Below are 23,765 nucleotides of genomic sequence, written 5' to 3'. Positions count from 1 at the left end.
AGGAGAGCACCATGCAAAAGAAACAACTGGCACGCGCGGTTCTCGTTGCGTTCGCCGCCGCCGCTTTGTCAGGCGCAGGCTACCTGGCCGGCGCGCGTCATTCCACGCAGGCGGGTTCGGCTTCTGCCGCTACGATGCCCGCCGCGACATCTGCGGCAGGCGACAAGATCGACCCGAAGACGGGGCGCAAGGTGCTGTACTGGCACGACCCGATGGTGCCGAATCAGCATTTCGACAAGCCGGGCAAGTCGCCTTTCATGGACATGCAGCTCGAACCGGTCTTCGCCGATGACGCGGGCACGAGCGGCGTCAAAATCGATCCGGGCTTGCAGCAGAACCTCGGCATCCGCTACGCAACGGCGCGACGGCAGGAGGTGACCGAAGGCTTCGATGCCGTCGGAACCACGCAATTCGACGAATCGCGCGCCGCCGTGGTGCAGTCGCGCGTCACGGGCTACATAGACCACCTGTACGCGGACGCACCGATGCAACGGATAACGAAGGGCGCGCCGATCGCGTCGCTCTTCGTGCCGGACTGGCTGGCGCCGCAGGAAGAGTACCTCGCACTCAAACGCAGCGGCATGGACAGCAGCATGCTCGACGCGGCTCGCGCGCGCATGCGGGCGATGTCGATCCCTGATGGTGTCGTTGCGAATCTCGACCGGAGCGGAAAGGCGCAGACGCATGTCGTGCTGACCTCGCCGGAAACGGGTGTGGTCAGCGAGCTGAACGTCCGCGATGGCGCCATGGTGACGCCCGGGCAGACGCTCGCCAAGATCGCCGGGCTCTCGACGTTGTGGCTCATCGTCGAAATACCGGAATCTCTTGCGCTGACCGTGCAGCCGGGCATGACCGTGGACGCGGCATTCGCGGGCGATCCCACTCAGCACTTCAAAGGGCAGATCCGCGAAATCCTGCCGGGTATCAGCACGGGCAGCCGCACGCTGCAGGCGCGTCTCGAGATCGACAACGCAGCGTTCAAGCTGACGCCGGGCATGTTGATGCGCGTGCGGGTCGGCGCGCAGAAACCGGCTTCGCGTCTGCTTGTTCCATCCGAAGCGGTCATCACGACAGGCAAGCGCAGCGTGGTTATCGTCAGGAACGGCGATGGCCGTTTGCAGCCGGTGAATGTCACCGTCGGCAAAGATGCAGGCGACGAAACCGAAGTGCTGAGCGGCTTGACCGATGGCGACCAGGTCGTGGCGTCCGGCCAGTTTCTGATTGATTCGGAAGCCAGCCTTAAATCGGTTCTTCCTCGCCTTGCGGGGAGCGCCAACGCTGGCGCGAGCGCATCCGTGCCAGCATCCGCATCCGGTGCGGCCGGTACGTACGAGACCACCGGCAGGGTCGAAAAGGTGACCGCGGAAGACATCACCTTCTCCCACCAGCCGGTCCCGGCTTTGGGCTGGGGCAAGATGACGATGGCATTCGGCAAACCATCGCCCACGGCCTTCCCGGACGCAAAACCCGGTGACGTAGTGCACTTCGCATTCCGGCAGACGGACAGCGGCTACCAGTTGACGACAGTCGAACCGGTAGGAGGCGCCAAATGATCGCGCGTCTTATCAGATGGTCGATTTACAACCGCTTTCTGGTGCTGCTTGCCACCGTGCTCGTCACGGCATGGGGCGTCTACTCGGTGATGCAGACGCCGCTCGACGCGCTGCCTGACTTGTCCGACACGCAGGTCATCATCAAGGCGTCGTACCCGGGCAAGGCGCCGCAGGTCGTCGAGGACCAGGTCACTTATCCCCTCACCACAACGCTGCTGGGTGTACCGGGGGCGAAAACCATTCGCGCGTATTCGTCATTCGGCGATGCGTTCGTCTACGTTCTGTTCGACGACAAAACCGACCAGTATTGGGCACGTTCCCGTGTGCTCGAGTATTTGAATCAGGTGCAGAGCAAGCTGCCTCCGGGCGCGACAGTATCGCTCGGGCCCGATGCGACCGGTGTCGGCTGGGTCTACGAATATGCGCTCGTCGACCGTAGCGGGCAGCACGACCTGGGACAGCTTCGCGCGCTGAACGACTGGTTTCTGAAGTTCGAACTGAAGTCGGTACCGGATGTGTCCGAGGTCGCGAGCATCGGCGGCATGGTGCGTCAATATCAGGTTGTGCTCGACCCGGACAAACTGCGCGCTTACGGCATCACGCAGACGATGGTTGCCGACGCGTTGGGCAAGGCGAATCAGGAATCGGGCGGGTCAGTCGTCGAGATGGCGGAGTCCGAATACATGGTGCGCTCGTCCGGTTACCTGCGCACGCTCGATGACTTTCGCAACGTCGTTCTGCGTACGAACGACGCCGGCACGCCTGTGCTGTTGGGTGACGTCGCGCGTATCCAGATCGGACCCGAGATGCGACGGGGTATCGCCGAGCTGAACGGTCAGGGCGAAGTGGCGGGCGGCGTCATTGTGATGCGTTCCGGCAAGAACGCGTTGACCACCATCGACGCAGTGAAGGCCAAGCTCGCCGAGCTGAAGCGTTCACTGCCTGCGGGCGTGGAAGTCGTGACGACATACGATCGCTCACAGCTGATCGAACGCGCGGTGGATAACCTGAAGGACAAGCTCGTCGAGGAATTCATTATCGTCGGGCTCGTCTGCGCGGTCTTTCTGTTCCATCTGCGCAGTGCGTTCGTCGCCATCCTGTCATTGCCCTTGGGTGTGCTGGCCGCCTTTATCGTGATGCGGTATCAAGGCGTGAACGCGAATCTGATGTCGCTGGGCGGTATTGCGATTGCCATCGGGGCGATGATCGACGCGGCCATCGTGATGATCGAGAACGCGCACAAACATCTCGAAGCGTACGAGCACGCGCATCCTGGCAAGGCGATCAGTTCGGCCGAACGTTGGGAACTCATAGCCACGGCGGCCGCGGAGGTCGGGCCGGCGCTGTTCTTCTCGCTGCTCGTCATCACGCTGTCGTTCATTCCGGTGTTCTCGCTCGAAGGCCAGGAAGGCAAGCTGTTTTCTCCACTGGCGTTCACGAAGACCTACACGATCGCGGCGGCGGCGGGGCTGTCGGTGACGTTGGTGCCGGTGTTGATGGGTTTGCTGATCCGCGGCCGCATCCCGCACGAGAACGCGAACCCGATCAACCGCGTGCTGATCCGGCTATATCGCCCGTTGCTGGAGGCGACGTTGCGTCGGCCGTGGGTCGCGATCGGTCTGGCGGTGCTTGCACTCGCAGCGTCGGCGATTCCGCTTTCGCGGCTCGGCGGCGAATTCATGCCGCCGCTCGACGAAGGCGATCTGCTGTATATGCCGACCGCGCTGCCCGGCATCTCGACGGAGAAAGCGAGTGAACTGCTGCAGCAGACCGACCGGCTCATCAAGACTGTTCCGGAGGTGCAGACCGTGTTCGGCAAGTCTGGTCGTGCCGACTCGGCGACCGACCCCGCGCCGCTCGAGATGTTCGAGACCACGATTCAGTTCAAGCCGCGCAGCGAGTGGCGGCCCGGCATGACGCCGGAGAAGCTGATCGACGAGCTGGACCGCACCGTCAAAGTGCCGGGGCTCTCGAACGTGTGGGTTCCGCCTATTCGCAACCGGTTGGACATGCTGTCGACGGGGATCAAGACGCCGGTTGGCGTCAAGATTTCGGGCCCCGACCTCGGGCAAATCGACAAGGTTGCAACGCAGGTCGAAGCAGCGGTCAAGACCGTGCCCGGTGTGACGTCCGCACTCGCCGAGCGCCTGAACGGCGGCCGATACATCGACGTCGATATCGACCGGCTGGCAGCGGCACGCTACGGCCTCGCGGTTGCCGACATCCAGTCGATCGTGTCCACCGCGATCGGCGGCGAAAACGTCGGCGAGGTGATTGCCGGCCGGGAGCGCTTTCCGATCAACGTCCGCTATCCACGCGAAATCCGCGATTCGCTCGAGAAGCTGCGCGAGCTGCCAGTCGTGACCGAGCGCGGCGCGCAAATCCAGCTGGCGGACGTGGCGCACATCACGATTGCCGATGGCCCGCCGATGATTCGCAGTGAGAACGCGCGGCTCGCCGGGTACGTGTATGTCGATATCCGCGACACGGACCTGCATTCGGCCGTGCAGGCCATGCAGCGCGTGGTTGCGGAGAAAGTGACGCTGCCCGCGGGCTATTCGATTGCGTGGTCCGGTCAGTTCGAATATCTGGAGCGAGCGGCGGCGAAGTTGCGCACCGTCATTCCCGTGACGCTGGTGGTCATTTTCGTACTGCTTTTTCTGACGTTCAACTCTGTGGGTGACGCGCTGCTGCTGATGTCGACGGTGCCCTTCGCGCTGGTCGGCGGCCTCTGGTTTATCTGGATGTTGGGGCATGCCGTGTCTGTCGCGACAGCCGTGGGATTCATTGCGCTCGCGGGCGTGGCCGCGGAGTTCGGTGTCGTGATGCTGCTTTACCTGAAGGGCGCGTTGAATCGCAGACTCGACGCGGGCGAGCCGCTCACTGAAGCGCTGCTTCTCGATGCGATTCGAGAGGGGGCAGTACAGCGTGTGCGCCCCAAGGCGATGACGGTCGCGGTCGTGCTTGCGGGTCTCATACCGATCATGGTCGGGCACGGCGCCGGCTCGGAAGTCATGCAGCGCATTGCCGCCCCCATGGTGGGCGGGATGATCACGGCGCCCATCCTTTCGATGCTGGTGATTCCCGCAGCGTGGTTTCTGTTGCAACGCCGCCGCGCGAAACGTCTGCCCGACGTACAGCTTTCTCACGCAGTACCTTCCGGCACACCCGTGCCAACTACTCAAACTGGAGAACTTCAATGAAGAAATGGATTGTTGCGTTTGCTGCTTTCGGCGCCGTTGCTGCGGCCCCCGCGTTTGCGGGCGACGATATGGCGGGGATGAACATGTCCATGAAGCCGGCGGCTTCAAAGGACTCGTCGAATGCGGCGCTCACGGATGCGGAGGTGAGAAAAGTGGACCCGGCCTCCGGCATGGTCACGCTGAAACACGGCGCGCTGCAGAACGTCGGGATGCCGGCCATGACCATGGCCTTCAAGGCGAAGGATGCCGCGATGATCAAGCAGATTCACCAAGGCGACAAGGTGAAGGTGCGCATTGAGGATGTCGACGGCACGATGACCATCGTGAAGCTGGAAAAAGCGTCGTGATGCGTTGTTGATGCAAACTCGCGGGCTTGTTACTTGGGCCTGCGAGTTTGCAGGTCTGCGGCTGGGGCTGGGTGGGTGGACGATTGAATTCCTGCGCTAGACTCTCAGCACGCCCGGTGGCGGCGACTCACAAGGAGGCAGATGTCATGGAACGCTCTGAATTCCTCGCCGTCACGCGGCAACTGGCAGCCGCCGCAGAGCTTCTGGCCAAGGCCGGTCCAGAGGACTGGCGACTCGACGCGTTCCAGATGCTCGCGTTCTTTCGCCGATACGACCAGCCGGGTTCCGGTTCGAATGCAGTCGTAACGTCCAACGACGAACTGTTCGCGAGCACCGGCCACGCTGCACTGACGATGGCGGGACGCAACGAGTTTGCTGCGTCCCACGCGCTTCTCGAGCAGGCCCGATCGCTGTTGCCGGCTGCATGAAAGCCGCTGCGATGGGCAGGTGTTTCCTGTTTGTCCTGCTCTAATCGTTGTACTGCGTCATGTCGTAGAACACGGTTCCATTCCGTCCACCACCCAATTGCACGAGCCGCGAACCACCGGACGTCAACGCCGGGAACGGGCAGTTCGTGCAAGTCTGTACACCCGCGGCATTGACTCCTGCAAAGACGGTGGTTTGATACTGACCGACCGTGGTGTTGTTCGGCGCACCAATCGAGAAGCCATTGATTGCAGTCGCCGAGCCGGTGCTCGTTCCGGGGGAGGCCTGAATCTGCACGGACGTCACCGGATAGGCGAGATTCTGTCCGTTCACGAGGCTCGACCACGTCACGCTCATCGCGTACTGCACGCCGGCCAGCGATCCGGCTGGCGTGAGGAACTGGGTCGCGAAGTCCGACAGCAGCGTTGGCCACGCAACCGTGCTACCCGCCGCCGCGTTCAACGGGCTGCCCGGATTGATGATCGACGACTGGCCGAGCTGCGCGCCGTTCTGGTCGTAGAACGTCACGGTGTAGGTCGAATAGAGCGGCACGGTGCTCGCGTCGATGGATTGCGCCGAGTAGTAGCCGCTCGAAGCCGCCGGCGTGAAGTTCGCGGTGGACGACAGCGATTGCCATGACCAGCGATACAGCTCCGTATTGCTGCTGGTCGTCGCCGGCGAAACCGGCGCCGCGCTCAATGCCTGATCTGACAGACCCAGTGAGCTGATGCCGAGCGCATTGCGCTGCATCAGCCAGATCGGCGCAGCGAGGCCAGGTCCGGTGACAGAAGCCGAATACACCGTCGGATTCGAAGTAGTCGGAATCGCAATCTTAAGACCCGACTCGTACCTGTTCACATCGCTCAGCTTCGAGTCAAGGAAGGTGCGGCGCTGGATTTGCGACGTGATCGCCACAGCGAATTGCGACTGATTGCCGATCAGATCCCAGCCGAGTTGCGTGCCGTTGGCGAGCGTGACGGGCGTGGAGAGCTGTTGCGCGATGGTGTAGAGGACACCGGCTGCCGTGCCGCTCGCCAGCGTGAACGGCAACTGCACGAGCGCAAGCTGCTTGCCGTTGCGTGTGAAGAAGGCGAGCGTCTTCGGCGAACCGAACACCGCACCCGTTAAGGTCGCTTCCGACAGACCGTGGGCTACGGCCAGATCGGTCGAGCCGCTTTCGAGGTAGGCCGAGTCGATGGCCGGCGAGCATGATGTGTTGAGCGTGCCGGTCGCCGCGCAGGCAGTCAGCAGGGACGCAAGCGGCTCCAGATAGTTGGCCGCCGCGGACGGCGCTGCCAGCGCGATCGATTGGGTGGTCTGGTTGTTCAGTGCGATGGTTGTGCCCGGCGCCGCGTTCGATAGCAGCAACAGGCCGCCGTTGGCGGCCGACACGACCGAGACCGTATCGATCACCGCATCGGCGCCGGTGTGGTTCGGCGTAAAGGCTGTACCAATGGGATCGAAGCCCGCCGTCAGAATGCCGTTCTGCGTGAGGATTTTCGTCAGCATCGTGTCGAGCGTGATGGTGGCGATCTGCACGGACGGCAGCGTCACTTTGGCGAGTGCCGTGGTGGACGCGAGGTCGAGCGGGTTGCCTGAAGCGGTCAGCATGGCGGCAATCGCCGTGGTCAGCGTGGTGACGTTGGCGACAGCCGGCGCCGTGCCATTCGGCAATTTGGCGAGCACGGAGACGAGCGGGGCAGAGAGGCCGGCGGCGTCGGTGGCGACGATCAGAAACGGCGCGGTCATGCCCTTCACCGAGATCGTGTACGCACCCTGCGTGTTGGTGGTTGCCGTGGCCTGAGCGCCGGTTGCATCGGTCAGCGTGACGGTTGCGCCCACGACGGCGCTGCCGGTGGCGACCGTGCCGTTCACCGAGGTGGCCGTGACTGTCGGGGTGCTCGACGAGGCTGAACTGGAACCACTGCCGCCGCCACAACCGCTGAGTTGGAACAACGCAAAGGCCACTGCGGCCGCGACGCCGCTACGCACTAACGATCGATGCATGAATTTCCCCGATGCCCTGTTTATATGATTCGTTTGTTATGCCGGCAGATTATGCCGATAAGTTTGATTGCATTTGCCGCGCCGGTTTATCGGATTGAAAGCGGATTATTTGCTGCTTTTAATCCATACACGACGCGCGCTTAAGCGTTGGGAGAATACTTCAAAGTGGCGTTGTTGTGTCGCGTGGAGACGTAGCTGAATAGGAGAATATGAAGGGTGATCGCGTTTTCGAACCCGTCATATTCTCTGATCGAATTGCTTCAAACGGTTCAGGCGCTAATTACTTGCCCAACTCGTGTCCGATAATCCCGCCGGCTACCGCGCCGCCGACCGTGCCGACAGTACTGTGATTGGTTGCCTCGTTGCCGATAACGCCACCTGCTGCCGCGCCGCCAAGGGTGCAGCCGGCCATCAATGTCAGTAACGCCAATGCCATCGCAATAACGCCCAGACCAGATCGGTTTCGCATGATGTCACCTCGGATGTGTATCGATACACCCGCAGCAGCAATCCACGTGCCGCATCGGTATTACGAGTGTCCGTAGGGCTTGCGGTCCGTGGGTGTCCGGGCAGTGAAACGGGTTTGCTGGAGTCATTCGCGCTTGCTAGACTGCCTTTCGCAACCTAACTGTAAGCGCGCTCTTGCTGTTGTACGCCTCGCTGGCGTTCACGCCCACGGCGCGATCAATTGGAGACGCCATGTCTTACATGCTGCTTATCGTCGAACCCCTGAATCAACGCGTTGAACGCGGTGAGCAGGCAGGGCGCGAAGTTTATGACCAGATGGTGCGTTTCGCCAACGGCCTCAAAGAACGCGGCAAGCTGGTCGCAGCCGAAGCGCTGACCTCCACGAATGACGCCGTGCGCGTGCAGGTGCGCGACGGTCAAGCGAAACTGCTCGATGGTCCGTTCGCCGAAGCCAAGGAAATGATCGGCGGCTTCTACCTGCTCGATGTTGAAACCCGCGAAGAAGCGGTGGCGATCGCGCAAGCCTGCCCGGCGGCGGCGTGGTGCACGGTCGAAGTCCGCAAGCTCGGGCCTTGTTTCCTGTGAGCGGGTTCGCCCATTTGTAGCTATTTTCTGGGGGTTTTCCCTAGGCTAACGACAAACATGTCGATCTGGCCGCGCATCGCTCGTCGTGTGAGTAAGGAGCCAGCAAACAGATAACGGCTCTCCACCAACTACACACCACCCTGGGAGCGATTGCGATGCGATTCATGATCATAGTGAAGGCGACGGCCGTCAGCGAAGCCGGCGGCTCGCCGGACGAAGCCCTGATGGCCGCGATGGGCGCCTACCATGAAGAACTGGCCAAAGCCGGTGTGCTCCTTGACGCAACCGGGCTGAAACCGAGTTCCAAAGGCTGGCGCATTCACTACAGCGGAGGCAAGCGCACGGTGATCGATGGCCCGTTCGCGGAAACCAAGGAACTGATCGCCGGCTACACGCTGATTCAGGTTCGCTCCCGCGAAGAAGCCATGGAATGGGCGCGGCGCTTCCCGGCGCCATTCGGCGAGCAGGCCGAAGGCGAAATCGAAGTGCGGCAACTGTATGAACTCGAGGACTTCGAACCGAGCCCGGAAGTGGACCGCTTCCGCAAGCTGGACGCAGCCAAACATTAATCGCGACGCCGATCCGACCGCCAAACGAGGCGCCGATCCGGCCACATCGAGAGGATTCATCATGCTCAAAGTCATTCTGATCACCATCGTTGCGGCGGTGGGTCTGCTGCTCATCTACGCGGCAACGCGGCCCGACACCTTTCGCATCGAACGCAGCGTGCGCATCGATGCGCCGCCTGAGCGGGTCTACGGATTGATCGACGACCTGCACCAGTTCAATCGCTGGAATCCGTTCCTGCGCAAGGATCCCGCGGCGCAGGGCACTTACAGCGGCACGCCGAGCGGCAAGGGTGCGCGCTATGCGTGGCAAGGCGAAAAGGTCGGTGTGGGGCAGATGGAGATCGTCGACACGGCGGCGCCGGCGAACGTCACGATGAACCTCGATTTCATCAAGCCGTTCGAAGCCCATAACATCGCCGATTTCACGTTGAAGCCGGAGGCCGGCGCGACTCAGGTCACCTGGGCGATGCATGGGCCGGCGCCGTTTCTGTCGAAGCTGATGCAGGTGTTCGTCAGCATGGACCGCATGGTCGGCAAGGATTTCGAAGACGGCCTGAGCAATCTGAAAACGTTGGCCGAGGCGAGTTGAGTACGCGGGATCGCTGTATGCGTGGCGCGGTGTGAAGCACTGCGACGCCCCGCGGCCCACAACCCGATCACTGGATTTCATCATGCATAAGCAGATCTACGTCAATCTCGCTGTCGACGATCTCGAACGGTCGAAGGCATTTTTCAGCGCGACCGGTTTCAGCTTCGAGGCGCAATTCACCAACGAGCAAGCCGCCTGTCTGATTCTCGGCGAGAACCTCTACGCGATGTTGCTGGTCAAGGATCTGTTCAAGTCCTTCACACGCAAGTCGCTTTGCAATCCGAAGGAAAGCACCGAGGCGCTGTTGGGCCTCTCGTGCGAAAGCAGGGGCGAGGTGGATGCGCTGGTCGCGAAGGCGCTCGCCGCCGGCGGCACGGTGCCGCGCGCGCCGCAGGACTACGGTTTCATGTACGGGCACGGCTTCGAAGATATCGACGGACACATCTGGGAGCTGATCTACATGGATCCGAACGCCAAGGCAGCGGGTTGATCCCGTGACAAAACCGGCCACCCATCGTGCCATCGAGGCAGTCTGGCGGATCGAATCCGCCAAGGTCATCGCCCACGTTGCGCGAATCGTGCGTGATGTGGGGCTCGCTGAAGAGCTGGCGCAGGACGCGCTGGTCTCGGCGCTCGAACATTGGCCTGATGCGGGCGTGCCCGACAACCCGGGAGCGTGGCTGATGGCGACCGCGAAGAACCGCGCTCTCGACCGCTTGCGCCAGGAGGCGCTGCATGCCCGCAAGCGTGAGGAGTTGGGCCATGATCTCGACGCAATGGAGGCGCACCTCGTGCCGGATTTCGTCGATACGCTCGATGCCGCACGCGCCGACGATATCGGCGACGACCTGCTGCGCCTCGTGTTCACGGCGTGCCACCCGGTGTTGTCCACGGACGCACGTGTCGCGCTGACGCTGCGCCTGCTCGGCGGCCTCACTACGGACGAAATTGCGCGCGCGTTTCTCGTGCCCGAGCCGACCATCGCGCAGCGTATCGTGCGGGCCAAACGCACGTTATCGGCGGCCAAGGTGCCGTTCGAGGTGCCGCAGGCGGATGCACGTGCGCCGCGCCTCGCGTCGGTGCTGCAGGTGATCTATCTGATTTTCAACGAAGGTTATTCGGCCACAACCGGCGACGACTGGATGCGTCCGGCGTTGTGCGAGGAAGCGCTGCGGCTGGGGCGTGTGCTGAGCGGGCTCGTGCCGGACGAAAGCGAAGTGCATGGCCTCGTCGCGTTGATGGAAATTCAGGCCTCGCGTACGCACGCGCGTACCGATGCCGAAGGGCGGCCGGTGCTGCTGCTCGACCAGGACCGCAGCCGCTGGGACCCGTTGCTGATCCGCCGCGGGCTGGCCGCGCTCGGCACCTCGCACGCGTTGGGCGGCGCGAGCGGGCCGTATGCGCTGCAGGCAGCGCTGGCCGCGTGCCATGCGCGTGCCCGCCGTGCCGAAGAGACTGATTGGGCGCAGATCGTCGCGTTGTACGACGCGCTGGCGCAGGTCACGCCTTCGCCGGTGGTGGAGTTGAATCGGGCAGTCGCCGTCGGCATGGCGTTCGGACCGGCTGCCGGTCTGGAAATCGTCGACGCGCTCGCCGCCGATCCGGCGCTCGCGAACTATCACTGGTTGCCAAGCGTGCGCGGCGATCTGCTGGAGAAACTCGGCCGGGTGGAAGAGGCGTGCGCCGAATTCGAACGCGCTGCCGGCATGACGCGCAATGCGCGCGAGCGTGAACTGTTGCTCGAGCGTGCTGCGCGCGGCCGTGCGCATTGAACCGTACGTCAGTAACTTACCGGATCAACTGACGCACGCCCAGCGCGACGATCAGGCCGCCGCATACCCGATCGATCCACGCCTTGCAGCGCCGGTACGCCGACGCGATCCGCGCATGTGACAACGTGAGCGCGACGAACCCATACCAGCTGCTCGCGACCACGCAGACCATGCCGAGCATCGCGGCAAATGTCCCCACGCTGACATGCGGCGGCGCGGCGGACGAGAACACCGCGGCGAAGAACGCCATCGACTTCGGATTCGCGATGTTGGTCGCGAAGCCTTGTGCGAATGCTTGCCGAAAGCCGCCGGTCGAAGCCTGCATGCTTTGCGCAGGTTTGCTCGCGGATGCGTTTGCGATGAGGCGTCCACCGAACCAGATCAAGTAAGCAGCGCCCGCGATCTTCACTGCGAGCGCCAGCCATGGAAACGCGGTGAACACGATACCCACGCCGAGAATCGCGCAACTCGCCCAGAACAGATTGACCAGCACGATGCCGGCGACCATGGCGAGCGCCTCGATACGCGTTGCCGATGCGGCTTTGTGCGCCACTGCAACGAAGTTCGGGCCGGGGATCACCACGCCGGCTATGTACACGGAGAAAACGCCTAGAACTGCGGACCCATCAATCACACACTGCTCCTTAATTCAGCTATCCGGCAAAGCGTAGCGTAAGCGCAAACCGCTCTCGCTGCTTCGTCCGCGCAATCACGCCGAAAAGAACGCCACAGCGGCAGTGATCACCCCCGCAGCTGCAATCCCGAATGACAGATTGCGCAGCCATTTCTTGCGGGTCAGCAACGTAATCGCGCAGAGGGCGATGGCCACCTGAATCAAGGTCGTGGCCTGTGCCCAGCGATGATGGCCGTGCAGCAGCGCTTCGCTTTTAGCGTCGTTGTCCACGACTTCCTTTTCGATCGCTTCAGCCTTCGCGCGGATCGGCTCTTTCTGCTGCTTGTATTTGTCGACGTCGGCGGCGAACTTTGCGTGCGCATCCGCGTTGCCGAGCGACAGCGCCGCACCGAGTTCAGCGAGGTTCTCTTTCTCGCCCTTGGCCTGGTAGTAGTTCCATTGATTCGACGCTTCGGTCTTTTTAATGGCGGCTTCGTTCTTGTAGTACAGCGCCAGATTTTCGCTGTTGCCGCTCTGGTAGGCGCACAGCGCGCCGATCGTCGCGAGGATCGCTGTCATTACGGCCATGCGGCTCGCAAACGGGTCCTCGTCGTGGTGGCCAGCGTGTTCAACCGCATGGTCGTGCGGACCATGCACTTCATATTCTTCAGACATCTGATTCTCCGAGCCAGGCTTTTCTTGTGGTCTCCGGGCGGCGCGCATGTCGGTGGCCCATGCGCGGGCGAAGCTGCAAGCGCGGCTCGCCAACCCGGCGGGCTCCATCTTAGCGTGCTGCGCCCGGTGACGGAAAAGCGATCGGTGCGAAGAGAGGTCGATGGCAGGCGTTAATGGGAGCGCGTCAGTGAATACCGACGGATAGCCACGTCCGCACGAACGGGATCACGTGCTCGCCGGCCAGCATGCCGAGCAAGCCGACTAACGCGACTGTCGGCGGCGCGGGCGACTTCACCTGCATCACGCTGTAGATCAAACCGACCACGACGCCGGCGACAAGCGAGATCAAATACGCTTTCATGTTGTTCGTACCCATCTGAAATGCGGGCAGCCACGCCCGCCGGTCATGTCGGCAATTACATCGTGATGACGACCCGGCCGCGTGTGCCGGCGGCCACCGATTCGTAGGCCTCGCGTGCCCGTTCGAGCGGGAATTCCTGCGCGATGGCCGGCCCTTGCAGCTTGCCGCTTTCGAAGCCTTCCACCAGCGCCGTCATCAACGGCGCCGATTCGGCGACGCCCAGCTTGGCGCTGTCCACACCGAGTAGTTGCGTTTCGTTGTGGTAAAAATCGATCAGGTCGAATTCCACTCGGCGTTTGCCCGTGGCGCTGATTTCCAGCACCCGGCCGCGGCGCTTGACGAGACTCAGTGCCGTCTCGAAGGCGACGCCGCCGACCGTGTCGTACACCACGTCCGCGCCCGCGCCGCCGGTTAGCGCTCTGAGAGCTTCGGCTGCGTTTTCGTCGAACGGAACGTAGTCGTCGATCAGTCGGCCTGCGGGCGTGTCGGCGGAAAGCGGATGACGGTCGACTCCGATCACGCGAGCCCCCCGCGCTTTTGCGATCTGCACCACCGCGCCGCCAACACCGCCCCCAGCGCCGATGACGGCAATCGTCTCGCCGGCTTGCAGGTTTGCGTACTCGACCGTGCCGAGCCACGCGACCACGAAGTTCACGCCGATCGCGGCGGCCTCGGTGTGGCTGAGCGTGGTCGGCTTGCGCGACAGCGCGGCGAGCGGGATCTTGATGAACTGGGCGTGCGTGCCATCGCGCGTGAAGCCGATATCGCCGCCCGTGCCCCAGACTTCGGCGCCGAGCCATTCGGCGGGACCGGCTGTCACGACGCCGCTGAAATCGCGTCCCGGCGTGCGCGGCAGGACAGTGTGGTCGAAATGGCCGGACACGTTTTTGACGTCGCTCGGATTCACCGAGGCCGCCTTGACCTGCACGACGGCGCTGTCCGCGTCGGCTTGGGGCGTTGGCAGATCGACGTATTCGAGCACCTCGGGGTTGCCGAAAGTCTTGAACTGAATCGCTTTCATTGCGTGTCACTCCTGTCAGGTCTTGCGCTGCGTCGTGCAGCCGATGAGCGTAGTCTAGATGACCGGTACAAAGGCGTTGAGACAAAGACTTTCGAATTTCGGACAAGGCGTGCTGTGCGGCGGCTTACGGGTCGTGCTGGGCGTCGTCTGGCCGACGTTGAACGGTGCGACTGTTGGCGCGATTCGTTAGGCCGCCAGCGAGCGCTGGCTTAGCTGCACAAGGGCGAATCTTGCTACCGTCAGCGCGTATAACTTATCCGTCAGTGGATAGCTTGTCTTGCGCCTGCTCTGGCGAAGCTTCAGAAGCCGCCTCGCTGAGCGTGCCGCTGGGATCGAAGCCGGTCGGTGGCGCGCCCAACTCGCGCCGGAACATGTCGCTGAAGCTGCTCGGCTGGAAGCCCAGCGAGCGCGCAATGCTGCTGACCGAGCGTCCTTCGGCGAGGCCTGACACGGCCACTGCCAGTTGCACCTGACGCCGCCATTCGGCAAAGCCCACGCCCAACTCACGCGTGAAGAGGCGCGCCAAGGTCCGCACGCTAGCGCCGACCGAGGCCGCATGCTGTTCGAAGCTGATTGCGATCGACGGGTTGTCGATCACCGCGCGGCACAGCGCATCGAGCCGCCGGTCCGAAGCATCGGGCAGCGCGATGCGCAGCGACGAGCGCGGCGCGTGCTCCAGCTCCAGCATCGCGAGACGATAGGCGGCTTCCAGATAGGTTTCGTCGCGAACATGGGTGCGCTCGTATTCCGCAATCGATGTGATGAGTTCGCGCAGCAGGCCGTTAATCTCGAACACGTCGCTGCGCCGACTCAGATGGCCGACGTTGCGCTCGTGGAGATAAATATTGCGCATCTCCACCTCGCTCATCATGTGGATCGAGTGAACGGTGCCGGCCGGCAGCCAGACCGCACGCTGCGGAGGCACCACCAGCGCCTCCCGGCCGACTTCGACCCACATCACGCCGGATACCGCATAGAGCACCTGCGCCCACGTGTGCGAATGCGGGTCGATGCGCAGCCCACGCGGATAGCGCCGCGCGAGGGAGCGGGCGTCGGCGTCGTCGTGAAGTTCGGGTGGGCGGGCTTTGGGCACGGCGGTTCGGTTCGCTGTTTGCTCCTGGCTCTACACAGATGCAGAGCACGGACCTTGGTGGTCCGTGTGCGAAGCATAGCGCGAGGCGCGGCGAGCCGGATATTCTCGGGCTTCGCTTACGTGCGATGCCCCATCACCAGCAGCAGCAACGAAAGGGTCACCACCGACCCCACCGTCGACAGCAAAATGGTGCGCGACGTGATGTGCGCCTCGCGTCGGTAGAACTCCGCCAGCATGAATGGGCCAGTGCCGGTGGGCAACGCGGCCAGCACAACAGCCATCTCGACCAGCGCTGACGAGAGCCCGAACACGCGCGCCGCGAGCCACCAGGTCAGCGCCGGCTGCCCCAGCAGCTTGACGCCGGTCAGCAGCAGCGAGATGCCGCCCGCACCCGCACCCGCACCCGCCTCGGACGGGCGCTTTTCCGCGAGGAACAGGCCAAGGCTGACCAACGCGCACGGACTGGCGGCGCCGCTCAGCAGCTTCAGAAACGTCTCCGCGCTTTGCGGCAACGCCACATGGGTGCTCGCGAACAGCACGCCCAGGATCGGCGACACGATCAACGGATTACGCGCCAGCGAGCCCAACACTTTCAACCCCAGCTTGTGCGGCGTGCGTTCGGTCTGCAGGCCGATTTCGATCAGCACGATGGCAAGCGCAAAAAGCACGCACGCGACGAGGATCGTGGCGATCGTGGTCGGCGTCAGGCTGGCCGAGCCGAACGCGATCATGCCGAGCGGAAAGCCGATGTAGCCTGTATTCGGATACGACGCTGCAATCGCATCGACGCTCGCGTCGGCCAGATGCCGGCCGCCGATCATACGCATGGCGAGAATCGGCAGAAACGCGCCGAGGCATCCGATCGAAAACGCCGCGACGAAGGCCGGCTGATAAAGCTGTTGCCACGTGGCATGCGCCATCGTGTCGAATAGCAGCGCCGGCAGCGCCAGCCAGACGACGAAGCGGTTCAGTTCGGACGCGGAGTTCGGCCCGAGCACGCCGCGCCGACGGCATGCAAAGCCCGCGAAAATCAGGCCGAACACGGGAAGCAGAATCTCGAGAGTAGCTAACATCGATTTAAAGAAGAGCGTGGGCGCAGGGAGCGATGCGCCAGCGTAGTGGCTTGCGTTGATACAATCCAATACTGTTTTCTGCCATCAACAATACCTTTTCTGCATCGTCATTCAGCACGGGGGCGTCGTGATCGATATCAAGCCGTTACGCTACTTCGTGACACTCGCCGAGACGCGGCATTTCGGCCGCGCGGCGGCGCGCCTGAATCTGTCGCAGCCACCTTTAAGCCGGCAACTGGCGGCGTTGGAGGCGAATCTGGGCGTGACGCTGTTGGAACGCAGTCCGCGCAGCGTCACATTGACCGCAGCGGGCGAGCGTTTTTACGCCGATGCGAAGGCGATCCTGGCGTCGGTGGAGCAGGCCGTCAGCAATGCCCAGGCGGCGGCGCATGGCGACGCTGGCAAGCTCGCCATCGGCTTCACGATGTGCGCTGCGTACAACGTCGTGCCCGGCTATGCGCGCGCGTTCGGCGCTGCGTTTCCCGAGGTTGCCTTGAATTTGCGTGAGGTCGTGTCGAACGATCTTGCTGCGCAAGTGCTGGCCGGCCAGATCGACGCCGCGATCATGTTTCCAGGCGTGCCCGACAAGGGCATCGTGACCCGGACGATTCTCCGCGAGCCTTTGTGCGTTGCGCTGTCGCGCAACCATCCGCGCGCACGCGCGCGGCGTCTGAAGATCGCGCAACTGGCGGGCGAGCCATTCGTGCTGGCGTCCGAGGAAGTCGCGCCGAGCTTGCGCACGGCCATTCTCGAGCATTGCCGCTCAGGCGGCTTCGAACCGGATATCCGCTTCGAAGTGCAGTTGCAGCAGACCGTGCTCAGTCTCGTCGATGAAGGAGTGGGGGTAGCGCTGGTGCCGGCCTCGATGCGCAAAGCACAACTCGCGGGCGTGGTGTTCCGGCCGCTGCTCGATGCGCCGCTGATCGAGCAGGTGCTGGCGTGGTCGCCGGCCAATCGCAATCCGTGTCTGGCAAGGTTTCTCGAGATGGTGTGAGGGGTGGCTTCATGAATTCGCGAGATGGTCGGTGGCGTTTGCAGGGTCGGCCGGATCGGCTGGATAGCGCATGGTGTCCTGCTTTTTGGCGGTGAACCCGGCGCGCAAAAAATCTGCGATCATCCCAGGCACTCTTCAACCCTTCTCAACCTCATAGCGTCTACGCCAACCACCCGCCCGCCTATGTCCAACCCCCCCACGCTTCTCACCACCGACCGCCTGATCATGCGTCCGCACGCGCGCGACGATTTCCTCGAGAGCTATGCGATGTGGTCCGATTCCGAAGTGATCCGCTACATCGGCGGCAAGCCGTTTACGCGCGAAGAAGTCTGGGCGCGCCTGCTGCGCTATGCCGGGCATTGGGCGATGCTGGGATACGGCTATTGGGTGGTGCGGGAAAAGGACAGTGGCCGGTTCCTTGGCGAAGTCGGCTTTGCCGACTACCACCGCGAGATCGAGCCTTCTTTACTCGATACGCCGGAAATAGGTTGGGCGCTGGACCCTGCCGTCCACAACCGCGGCTACGCGACCGAAGCCGTGCGCGCGGCGCTCGATTGGGCCGACGCGAATTGGCCTGACGGCGAGACGGCCTGCATCATCGCGCCGGAAAACCAGCCTTCGCTGAACGTCGCGCGCAAGTGCGGTTACCGTGAGCAGCTTCGCACGACGTACAAAGGCAACCCGACCATCGTGCTGCGGCGAACGGCAGGCGTTGCCTGAGTCGTCGCACGGCACTCGCCGGAAGTCTATTTAGTCTCTGAAGTCCTGGGATCGACGAGCCGGCCCGAGCCAACCTTCTGGCCGGCTCGCAACCAGCCCGCAACGGGTTGCCTTATCGACTGCTTTCATCCACCGCTGCCCGCTGCCGTGCGATCAGGTCCACCATCCGGTTGACCTGCTTGCCCTGCGCATCGAAATTGCCGGCGTCGAGCCAGCGTGCGTAGCTCGGACGCAGCGCAGGCCATTCGCTGTCGATGATCGAAAACCACGCGGTATCGCGGTTGCGTTCGCGATACACGATCGCCTGCCGGAAGATCCCTTCGAACGTGAAGCCATAGCGCAACGCCGCCGTGCGCGATGGTTCATTGAGCGAATCGCACTTCCATTCGAAGCGGCGATAGCCGAGGTCGTCGAACACATGGTTCATCAGCAGGAACATCGCTTCGGTGGCGATGCGCGTGCGTTTCAGGCGCTGCGAATAGGTGACGTGCCCGACTTCGATCACGCCGTTCGCCCGGTCGATGCGCATCAGCGCGAGTGTGCCGATCGCTTTGCCGGTGGCCAGATCGATCACCGCATAGTGCAGCGGATCAGGCGATGCGGCCATGCGCGTCAGATGTTCGCGATACGCGGCGAGGCTCTCGAACGGGCCGACCGTCAGATAGGTCCAGTCGCGGCCATCGGGCGCCGAGCTGTAGGCTTCGTACAGGTCCGCCGCATGGCGTTCGACGTCCACCGGTTCGATCCGGCAATAGCTGCCCACCAGCGGCTCGCGGCCCGGCGCCTGGGCGCCTTTCCAATCCGGCACGGGGACGCCAATCGGCTGCTCGAACGCATTACGTCTGGGTTCCATGTCTGCTCTCCTGTCGATAGTTGGATGGTCGATGCTTATGGAGAACGATACGGCAAACGTGGTATGTTAAAAAGATCCAGCAGAACAGCATTTGATAGGTCCAGCCAGGATGATCGAAATCATTGGTCCGCTCGCCAGCCCGGCCGCCGGGGCCACCGCGGGCAACGGTGAAAAGTCTGTGCCGCTGCAAAAGCAGCTGATCGAACGCTTGCAACAGGCGATCCTCACAGGGCGTTTGCCGGCGGGGTCGCTGCTGCCGTCCTCGCGCTTGCTGGCGGCGGAAATGGGCGTGTCGCGCAACACGGTGGTGATCGCGTACGAGCATCTGGCCGCGGTCGGTTATGTGGTGGCCGACAAAAAGGGCACGCGCGTGAGTTCGCTCTCCAGCCCTTCGGCTCGCGGTGAAACGCGGACATCGTCGGCTGCGCCGAAGGTCGCGTACGCGGCGCGCGTCGACCAATTCGCGGCGACTCGCACCCATGCCGACAACACGTTACCGCTCACGCCCGGCACGCCCGCGCTGGACCGCTTTCCGCTGGCCGCCTGGCGGCGCGCGCTCGAACGTTCGATGGAGCGCGCGTTGCCGCTTGCGCTCGGCTACGGCGACCCGGCGGGCGAACCGGCGCTGCGCGACGCGATCGCCGCGCATGTGCGGATGGCGCGCGGCGTGCGCTGCGAGGGGTCGCAGGTGGTCATCACCGAAGGCGCGCAGGAAGCGCTGAACCTGTGTGTGCGGCTGTTCACCAATCCGGGCGACATCGCGTGGGTTGAAGATCCGGGCTATCGCGGCGCGAAGGCCGCTTTCAACCTCGGTGATCTGCGCATGCTGCCGATGCCGGTCGATCCCGAAGGCATCGCGGTACCGCCCGACGCGTGGCGCACGCATCCTCCCAGGCTGATCTACACGTCGCCCGCGCATCAGTATCCGACCGGCGCGGTGTTGTCGGTGGCGCGCCGGCTTGAACTGATCGCGCAGGCGCGCCGCTGCGGCGCGTGGTTGATCGAGGACGACTACGACGGCGAATTCCGCCATACCGGCGAGCCGATTGCCAGCATGCAAGGGCTGGTCGAGGACGCGCCGGTTCTGTACGTCGGCTCATTCAGCAAAACGATGTTTCCGGCGCTGCGTATCGGCTTCGTGGTGTTGCCGCGCGTGATCGCCGCGCACACGGCCGTCGCGTTGCAGGAGATGCTGCGCGGCGGACATCGTCTGGAACAACTGGCGCTCGCACATTTCATCGATAGCGGCGAATTCGGGCGGCATCTGGGCCGCATGCGGCGTTTGTATCGGGAGCGCCAGCAGGCGCTGCGCGATGCGCTCACCATGCATTTCGCGCCGTCGCAGATTCTGGGCGGCAATTGCGGCATGCATCTGACGGTTCGCTTGCCGCCGCCTATTTCTGATCGGACCCTCGCCGAGCGCGCGCTTGCCAGGCGGCTCAATCCGCGTGCGTTGTCGGGTTTTGCACTGCAGCAGCGCGAGGAGACGAACGGGCTGGTGATCGGCTACGGCAGCACGTCAGCCGAACAATTGGCGCTCGCTGTTCGCGTATTGGCCACGCTGGTGCGGGATATGACGGGCGAGTCGGGTAGCCGGTCGACAACCCGGCGCGCTGTGTAACTTTTTACGTTTGTCCGCGCGGCCTATGTCGCGCTATCGTGTCGTTTATGCGCGGCGAATTCGGAGTGCGCGACGTCGACGAATCGCCCGCAGGTCATGCCCAGCACACCGCCCTGCAGCACCGCGTGACATGCGTCGCGCGCCGGCCGGGCCACTACCGGGTTCGGGCATGAAGAATGCCTTGCTTGTGGTTATCTTTGACGATTTATCCGACCGGAGACGACATGAAGGAAATCGAACCGACCGCCTGGTTTGAGCTTGCTGCCCATACGCCTGTCCATGAAGGCTGGTACGAGGTGCAGTTGACGAGCGGCGACACGGCATTTGCGAAATATGGCGACGGTGTATGGACCGAGAAACCGCTGCTGGTGTTCACGCACTGGCGCGGTCTTTCCTCTGACCCTTCGAAAGCTGCGGACGGCGAGGCAGAATCGATTGGCGCGGAGGCCACCGCGGCTCAGGGTGTGCGCGCCGCATGGAACGCGTTCTTCCCGGGACTCGGTGAAGAACAGCACAAACCGCTGGACGCCCTGCCCAACGGTAAAGCTCCGCATTAATTTAATTGACGTAGGACTTGGGCGGCGGCTTGCGGGCTGCCGCTCAGGGCAGTTTCCTCTCCTCTTCAGTTCCCAGCGATCACTTCCGCTTCAACGCTTCGGCCGCCTTTTTGCCGATGTCGATATCGATGTCCGGCGTCTCGCCCGTTTCGAGAATCCACGCCGCGGACAAACCTGACCACGCGAGGATCCACTGCAGCAGACGGTGTCTGTCGAGCCCCGCGATTTGCGCTACGCGTTCGACGCGACGCTCGAACCGTCCAGGCGCCAGCGCGGACGACTCGTCCGGATTGCAGAAGATGTTCGCGTAGTCAAAGCCGCGTTCGCCGTAGAGACCTTTCGGGTCGATCGCCAGCCAGCCACGCGCGCCGAAATCGAGGACGTTGCCGTGATGAATATCGCCGTGCAGCACGACAGGGTCTTGCGGCGCGGCGAGTAGGGCTTGCGCTGTCGCAGCACAGTCGGAGAGCCAGCCGCCGTATTGCTGCGCTGCGGGCCAGAGACTCTGGAACCAGCGTGGCAAGCCGATCAGGTCGGGCAACGGTTTGTTACGTGGTGCGTGGAGTCGCGCCGCAGCGGCGCAGAGGATGTCGATGGCGTGGTCGTCTGCTTCAACGTCGCCCGTGCGGGCCTGATCCGCTAACGCATGATTGTTTTGGGCGCGCTCCAACAGCAGGGCGTCGGCATCGTGGGCGAGCACGCGGGCCGCGCCGTCGCCGTCCCACCACACCATCAGTTGCGCGCCGAATTTCTCTTCGGGTTCCTGCGCAACTTTTAGCATCGCGGCGACGCCATGCTGGCGCACCGGCAGCAGCCGGCTGCTATGCGTGCGAATCGGCTCGCCGTCCGGCAGTAAGTCCCATTTGACGAGGTACTCAGCGAACATCGCGTTTCAAGCTGCGAGTGTGGCTGCGTGCACTGCAGCGGCGAGAGCGATGGCCGGTGTGGTCAGAGGCTTCGCTTCGCCCGCGACCAACAAGGCTGCTCCGGCCATCGATGTTTGTGCAAACGCTACGACGTCCGCGCCGTTTTCGTAGGCTACATCCGCAGCGGTGGCGATCATGGACAGATAGCCTGCTGTGTCGTCTGCTCTGAAACGGTCCCATGCGCCGCTCACCAACTGAACGTCAACTTCCGCGGCGGTGTGCATGGCGGCTTCAGCGAACAGGCGAGTGGTCGGGGTGAGTGTTGTGGATACGGTGCATAGCACGACAACCTTGCCGCCGCTTTCCACCGCGTGTTGAGCCAACGCGGCATCGGCGCGTAAAACGGGGACCGGTGCGGCTTGCGCGGCTAGGGCGTCGTTCACTGATGGGCCGAGCGTCGAGCAGTTGAGCAACACGGCGTGGGCGTTGTCCGTGAGCGCGAGGAGCGCCTCGCGGGTTTGCGACGCGATCGCCTCGGTCAAGCCGCCGGCCTGCTCGGCGCCCGCGAGCAAGTCGGCGCGGACCACGTGCGTCAACTCGAGCGCCTCGAATCCGGCGGCGCGGGCAGCCGCATCGAACAAGGCGATGTTGCTGTCAGCGGTGTGCAAACAGACGATGCGCACGGTTTCTTTCTCCAGCGGGTTGTCATGGTTTTGCATTCTCGCCTGGAAATGGCTACTCGTCTGGATACTTCTCTAATCCGGCGGCAGGAGCGAGAGACGATTTATTCAGGCGATGAACATTTACTACGAGTTCATCGACTACGGAAAATATAGCGCCCGTTACGACGACGATCTCCTTCACTATTTGCAGCTATGTATGAAGGCCAAGCTGCGTGCTTAAAGTGGGCGTGACGGTCGTCTTCGGTCGTGCTTTTACCTGAGGCCAGGCTATAGTGAGTTTGGTCGATTTGAGGCGTTCTGCGGCAAACATGCTTGGTATTACCTGCATAAGCGGCTCGGCAGAAGTCAAAATGGCGCAGCTATCTCATCTCATTCGATGTATCTCTAGTTCTAGCTGCGGAGTTAACCGGCAGTCGTCAAAGTTAGGTCGACATCCGAACATGCGAGAGGAGAATCATGAGCAAAGTATTCGTCAACATTGGACTTAGTCTCGATGGCTACATGGCACCGGAAGGAATGACCATGGAACATTGGGAGACGCCCGAGTACAAGAACTGGGGCGCTAAGTGGGGTGCACTGATGGCCTGGATCTTCAATCAACAGTACTTCCGCGAGAACCTCAAGCTCGGACCAGGGGGAGAGACCGGCCCGGTCAATGACCTGCTTCGCAGCACGACGGAGCGAATCGGCGCCAACATTATGGGCAAGCGAATGTTCGAACAAGGTGAGCGTGCGTGGCCAGAGGAAGCTCCGTTTCACAAACCTGTGTACGTTCTTACTCATGAGAAACGCGAACCCTGGGTGCGCCCGGGTGGGACGACCTTCCACTTCATCAATGACGGGCCCGAGCGTGCCCTTGAGCTGGCTCGGGAATCTGCCGGCAATCGCGATATTCGTATCGCGGGCGGAGCCGATGTGATCCAGCAGTACCTGGCCATGGGTGTTGTTGATGAGCTTGAAATCGCCTTGTCACCGGTGTTATTCGGCAGCGGGCGACGTCTCTTCGAGAACCTGCGCGAGCCCGGGCCGCAGTTTCGCATTGACAGGGTTCTGGATGGCCCGGCTGCCACGCACTTGCGCTATGTGCGTCAGTGAGGGTGCCTAACGATCGGTTGC

At 63.0% G+C, this 23,765-nt stretch carries 25 protein-coding genes; 14 read left to right on the top strand and 11 right to left on the bottom strand.

Annotated elements, in window-relative coordinates; genetic code table 11:
* Positions 1 to 11: 11 nt before the first annotated feature.
* From R8871_RS06190 to R8871_RS06175, 4 genes are all read left to right on the top strand, one after another.
* Positions 12 to 1,553: an efflux RND transporter periplasmic adaptor subunit gene (locus tag R8871_RS06190; protein WP_175049524.1), complete on the top strand. Its 1,542-nt coding sequence runs from the start codon at positions 12 to 14 to the stop codon at positions 1,551 to 1,553.
* Entirely contained in the window at positions 1,550 to 4,756 is a 3,207-nt protein-coding gene (locus R8871_RS06185) for an efflux RND transporter permease subunit (protein WP_175049523.1), read from the top strand. Before R8871_RS06190 ends, R8871_RS06185 begins: the two co-directional genes overlap by 4 nt.
* Positions 4,753 to 5,103 (top strand): copper-binding protein, encoded by a 351-nt coding sequence (locus tag R8871_RS06180; RefSeq protein WP_175049522.1) that lies wholly within the window; start codon positions 4,753 to 4,755, stop codon positions 5,101 to 5,103. The genes R8871_RS06185 and R8871_RS06180 overlap by 4 nt, the downstream gene beginning before the upstream one ends.
* A gap of 146 nt (positions 5,104 to 5,249) precedes the next feature.
* Complete coding sequence (locus tag R8871_RS06175) at positions 5,250 to 5,531, top strand: hypothetical protein (protein ID WP_175049521.1); 282 nt, start codon at positions 5,250 to 5,252, stop codon at positions 5,529 to 5,531.
* Between the two features lie 40 nt (positions 5,532 to 5,571).
* Here R8871_RS06175 and R8871_RS06170 read toward each other — a convergent pair whose 3' ends face one another.
* Both R8871_RS06170 and R8871_RS06165 read right to left on the bottom strand, forming a co-directional pair.
* A complete protein-coding gene (locus R8871_RS06170; protein WP_175049520.1) occupies positions 5,572 to 7,536 on the bottom strand; it encodes an Ig-like domain-containing protein in 1,965 nt (654 codons plus the stop codon).
* 280 nt (positions 7,537 to 7,816) lie between these two features.
* Entirely contained in the window at positions 7,817 to 7,972 is a 156-nt protein-coding gene (locus R8871_RS06165) for a glycine zipper 2TM domain-containing protein (protein WP_407673123.1), read from the bottom strand.
* A 263-nt stretch (positions 7,973 to 8,235) separates the two neighbouring features.
* On the opposite strand from R8871_RS06165, the gene R8871_RS06160 reads away from it, so the two are divergent.
* The 5 genes from R8871_RS06160 to R8871_RS06140 all read left to right on the top strand — a co-directional run bounded on the left by R8871_RS06160 (position 8,236) and on the right by R8871_RS06140 (position 11,519).
* Entirely contained in the window at positions 8,236 to 8,589 is a 354-nt protein-coding gene (locus R8871_RS06160) for a YciI family protein (protein ID WP_175049518.1), read from the top strand.
* Positions 8,590 to 8,744: 155 nt separating this feature from the next.
* Positions 8,745 to 9,158 (top strand): YciI family protein, encoded by a 414-nt coding sequence (locus tag R8871_RS06155; RefSeq protein WP_175049517.1) that lies wholly within the window; start codon positions 8,745 to 8,747, stop codon positions 9,156 to 9,158.
* 61 nt (positions 9,159 to 9,219) lie between these two features.
* Positions 9,220 to 9,747, top strand: a complete 528-nt coding sequence (locus tag R8871_RS06150) for an SRPBCC family protein (RefSeq protein ID WP_175049516.1) — start codon at positions 9,220 to 9,222, stop codon at positions 9,745 to 9,747.
* An 82-nt stretch (positions 9,748 to 9,829) separates the two neighbouring features.
* Positions 9,830 to 10,237: a VOC family protein gene (locus tag R8871_RS06145; RefSeq protein ID WP_175049515.1), complete on the top strand. Its 408-nt coding sequence runs from the start codon at positions 9,830 to 9,832 to the stop codon at positions 10,235 to 10,237.
* 4 nt (positions 10,238 to 10,241) lie between these two features.
* Positions 10,242 to 11,519: an RNA polymerase sigma factor gene (locus tag R8871_RS06140; protein WP_175049514.1), complete on the top strand. Its 1,278-nt coding sequence runs from the start codon at positions 10,242 to 10,244 to the stop codon at positions 11,517 to 11,519.
* A 16-nt stretch (positions 11,520 to 11,535) separates the two neighbouring features.
* Here R8871_RS06140 and R8871_RS06135 read toward each other — a convergent pair whose 3' ends face one another.
* The 6 genes from R8871_RS06135 to R8871_RS06110 all read right to left on the bottom strand — a co-directional run bounded on the left by R8871_RS06135 (position 11,536) and on the right by R8871_RS06110 (position 16,355).
* On the bottom strand, positions 11,536 to 12,153 hold the full coding sequence (locus R8871_RS06135) for a LysE family translocator (RefSeq protein WP_175049513.1): 618 nt from the start codon (positions 12,151 to 12,153) through the stop codon (positions 11,536 to 11,538).
* Positions 12,154 to 12,228: 75 nt separating this feature from the next.
* Positions 12,229 to 12,807 (bottom strand): DUF4337 domain-containing protein, encoded by a 579-nt coding sequence (locus R8871_RS06130; protein WP_175049512.1) that lies wholly within the window; start codon positions 12,805 to 12,807, stop codon positions 12,229 to 12,231.
* A gap of 184 nt (positions 12,808 to 12,991) precedes the next feature.
* Positions 12,992 to 13,168: a DUF1427 family protein gene (locus R8871_RS06125; protein WP_175049511.1), complete on the bottom strand. Its 177-nt coding sequence runs from the start codon at positions 13,166 to 13,168 to the stop codon at positions 12,992 to 12,994.
* A 55-nt stretch (positions 13,169 to 13,223) separates the two neighbouring features.
* Positions 13,224 to 14,189, bottom strand: a complete 966-nt coding sequence (locus R8871_RS06120) for a quinone oxidoreductase family protein (protein WP_175049510.1) — start codon at positions 14,187 to 14,189, stop codon at positions 13,224 to 13,226.
* Between the two features lie 253 nt (positions 14,190 to 14,442).
* Positions 14,443 to 15,282, bottom strand: coding sequence for an AraC family transcriptional regulator (locus tag R8871_RS06115; protein WP_175049509.1), 840 nt, complete (start codon positions 15,280 to 15,282; stop codon positions 14,443 to 14,445).
* 116 nt (positions 15,283 to 15,398) lie between these two features.
* Positions 15,399 to 16,355, bottom strand: a complete 957-nt coding sequence (locus tag R8871_RS06110) for an AEC family transporter (protein ID WP_175049508.1) — start codon at positions 16,353 to 16,355, stop codon at positions 15,399 to 15,401.
* A gap of 127 nt (positions 16,356 to 16,482) precedes the next feature.
* On the opposite strand from R8871_RS06110, the gene R8871_RS06105 reads away from it, so the two are divergent.
* On the top strand, positions 16,483 to 17,349 hold the full coding sequence (locus tag R8871_RS06105) for a LysR family transcriptional regulator (protein ID WP_175049507.1): 867 nt from the start codon (positions 16,483 to 16,485) through the stop codon (positions 17,347 to 17,349).
* Positions 17,350 to 17,532: 183 nt separating this feature from the next.
* Positions 17,533 to 18,069, top strand: a complete 537-nt coding sequence (locus tag R8871_RS06100) for a GNAT family N-acetyltransferase (protein ID WP_175049506.1) — start codon at positions 17,533 to 17,535, stop codon at positions 18,067 to 18,069.
* A gap of 112 nt (positions 18,070 to 18,181) precedes the next feature.
* Here R8871_RS06100 and R8871_RS06095 read toward each other — a convergent pair whose 3' ends face one another.
* Positions 18,182 to 18,922, bottom strand: a complete 741-nt coding sequence (locus tag R8871_RS06095; protein WP_175049505.1) for a GNAT family N-acetyltransferase — start codon at positions 18,920 to 18,922, stop codon at positions 18,182 to 18,184.
* A 109-nt stretch (positions 18,923 to 19,031) separates the two neighbouring features.
* On the opposite strand from R8871_RS06095, the gene pdxR reads away from it, so the two are divergent.
* A complete protein-coding gene (gene pdxR, locus R8871_RS06090) occupies positions 19,032 to 20,543 on the top strand; it encodes a MocR-like pyridoxine biosynthesis transcription factor PdxR (RefSeq protein ID WP_175049504.1) in 1,512 nt (503 codons plus the stop codon).
* A 224-nt stretch (positions 20,544 to 20,767) separates the two neighbouring features.
* On the top strand, positions 20,768 to 21,100 hold the full coding sequence (locus R8871_RS06085) for a hypothetical protein (RefSeq protein WP_175049503.1): 333 nt from the start codon (positions 20,768 to 20,770) through the stop codon (positions 21,098 to 21,100).
* Positions 21,101 to 21,179: 79 nt separating this feature from the next.
* Here the strand turns inward: R8871_RS06085 and R8871_RS06080 are convergent, their stop codons facing one another.
* Positions 21,180 to 21,986, bottom strand: coding sequence for an aminoglycoside phosphotransferase family protein (locus R8871_RS06080; protein WP_175049502.1), 807 nt, complete (start codon positions 21,984 to 21,986; stop codon positions 21,180 to 21,182).
* A 6-nt stretch (positions 21,987 to 21,992) separates the two neighbouring features.
* Positions 21,993 to 22,685: an aspartate/glutamate racemase family protein gene (locus R8871_RS06075; RefSeq protein WP_246287420.1), complete on the bottom strand. Its 693-nt coding sequence runs from the start codon at positions 22,683 to 22,685 to the stop codon at positions 21,993 to 21,995.
* Between the two features lie 420 nt (positions 22,686 to 23,105).
* Between R8871_RS06075 and R8871_RS06070 the strand changes: the two genes are divergently transcribed.
* A complete protein-coding gene (locus R8871_RS06070; RefSeq protein ID WP_175049501.1) occupies positions 23,106 to 23,744 on the top strand; it encodes a dihydrofolate reductase family protein in 639 nt (212 codons plus the stop codon).
* Positions 23,745 to 23,765: the final 21 nt, after the last annotated feature.

It is taken from the genome of Paraburkholderia sediminicola, assembly GCF_902859805.1.
Lineage (GTDB): Bacteria > Pseudomonadota > Gammaproteobacteria > Burkholderiales > Burkholderiaceae > Paraburkholderia > Paraburkholderia sediminicola.
This window is presented reverse-complemented; position numbering and strand designations above follow the sequence as displayed.

Bases quoted from the DNA above. Each gene is read 5' to 3' on its own strand.
- pdxR (WP_175049504.1), top strand. From the start codon at position 19,032: ATGATCGAAATCATTGGTCCGCTCGCCAGCCCGGCCGCCGGGGCCACC.
- R8871_RS06125 (WP_175049511.1), bottom strand. From the start codon at position 13,168: ATGAAAGCGTATTTGATCTCGCTTGTCGCCGGCGTCGTGGTCGGTTTG.
- R8871_RS06110 (WP_175049508.1), bottom strand. From the start codon at position 16,355: ATGTTAGCTACTCTCGAGATTCTGCTTCCCGTGTTCGGCCTGATTTTC.
- R8871_RS06075 (WP_246287420.1), bottom strand. From the start codon at position 22,685: ATGCAAAACCATGACAACCCGCTGGAGAAAGAAACCGTGCGCATCGTC.
- R8871_RS06145 (WP_175049515.1), top strand. From the start codon at position 9,830: ATGCATAAGCAGATCTACGTCAATCTCGCTGTCGACGATCTCGAACGG.
- R8871_RS06100 (WP_175049506.1), top strand. From the start codon at position 17,533: ATGTCCAACCCCCCCACGCTTCTCACCACCGACCGCCTGATCATGCGT.
- R8871_RS06120 (WP_175049510.1), bottom strand. From the start codon at position 14,189: ATGAAAGCGATTCAGTTCAAGACTTTCGGCAACCCCGAGGTGCTCGAA.
- R8871_RS06165 (WP_407673123.1), bottom strand. From the start codon at position 7,972: ATGGCATTGGCGTTACTGACATTGATGGCCGGCTGCACCCTTGGCGGC.
- R8871_RS06155 (WP_175049517.1), top strand. From the start codon at position 8,745: ATGCGATTCATGATCATAGTGAAGGCGACGGCCGTCAGCGAAGCCGGC.
- R8871_RS06070 (WP_175049501.1), top strand. From the start codon at position 23,106: ATGAGCAAAGTATTCGTCAACATTGGACTTAGTCTCGATGGCTACATG.
- R8871_RS06130 (WP_175049512.1), bottom strand. From the start codon at position 12,807: ATGTCTGAAGAATATGAAGTGCATGGTCCGCACGACCATGCGGTTGAA.
- R8871_RS06170 (WP_175049520.1), bottom strand. From the start codon at position 7,536: ATGCATCGATCGTTAGTGCGTAGCGGCGTCGCGGCCGCAGTGGCCTTT.
- R8871_RS06185 (WP_175049523.1), top strand. From the start codon at position 1,550: ATGATCGCGCGTCTTATCAGATGGTCGATTTACAACCGCTTTCTGGTG.
- R8871_RS06175 (WP_175049521.1), top strand. From the start codon at position 5,250: ATGGAACGCTCTGAATTCCTCGCCGTCACGCGGCAACTGGCAGCCGCC.
- R8871_RS06190 (WP_175049524.1), top strand. From the start codon at position 12: ATGCAAAAGAAACAACTGGCACGCGCGGTTCTCGTTGCGTTCGCCGCC.
- R8871_RS06085 (WP_175049503.1), top strand. From the start codon at position 20,768: ATGAAGGAAATCGAACCGACCGCCTGGTTTGAGCTTGCTGCCCATACG.
- R8871_RS06150 (WP_175049516.1), top strand. From the start codon at position 9,220: ATGCTCAAAGTCATTCTGATCACCATCGTTGCGGCGGTGGGTCTGCTG.
- R8871_RS06080 (WP_175049502.1), bottom strand. From the start codon at position 21,986: ATGTTCGCTGAGTACCTCGTCAAATGGGACTTACTGCCGGACGGCGAG.
- R8871_RS06180 (WP_175049522.1), top strand. From the start codon at position 4,753: ATGAAGAAATGGATTGTTGCGTTTGCTGCTTTCGGCGCCGTTGCTGCG.
- R8871_RS06095 (WP_175049505.1), bottom strand. From the start codon at position 18,922: ATGGAACCCAGACGTAATGCGTTCGAGCAGCCGATTGGCGTCCCCGTG.
- R8871_RS06160 (WP_175049518.1), top strand. From the start codon at position 8,236: ATGTCTTACATGCTGCTTATCGTCGAACCCCTGAATCAACGCGTTGAA.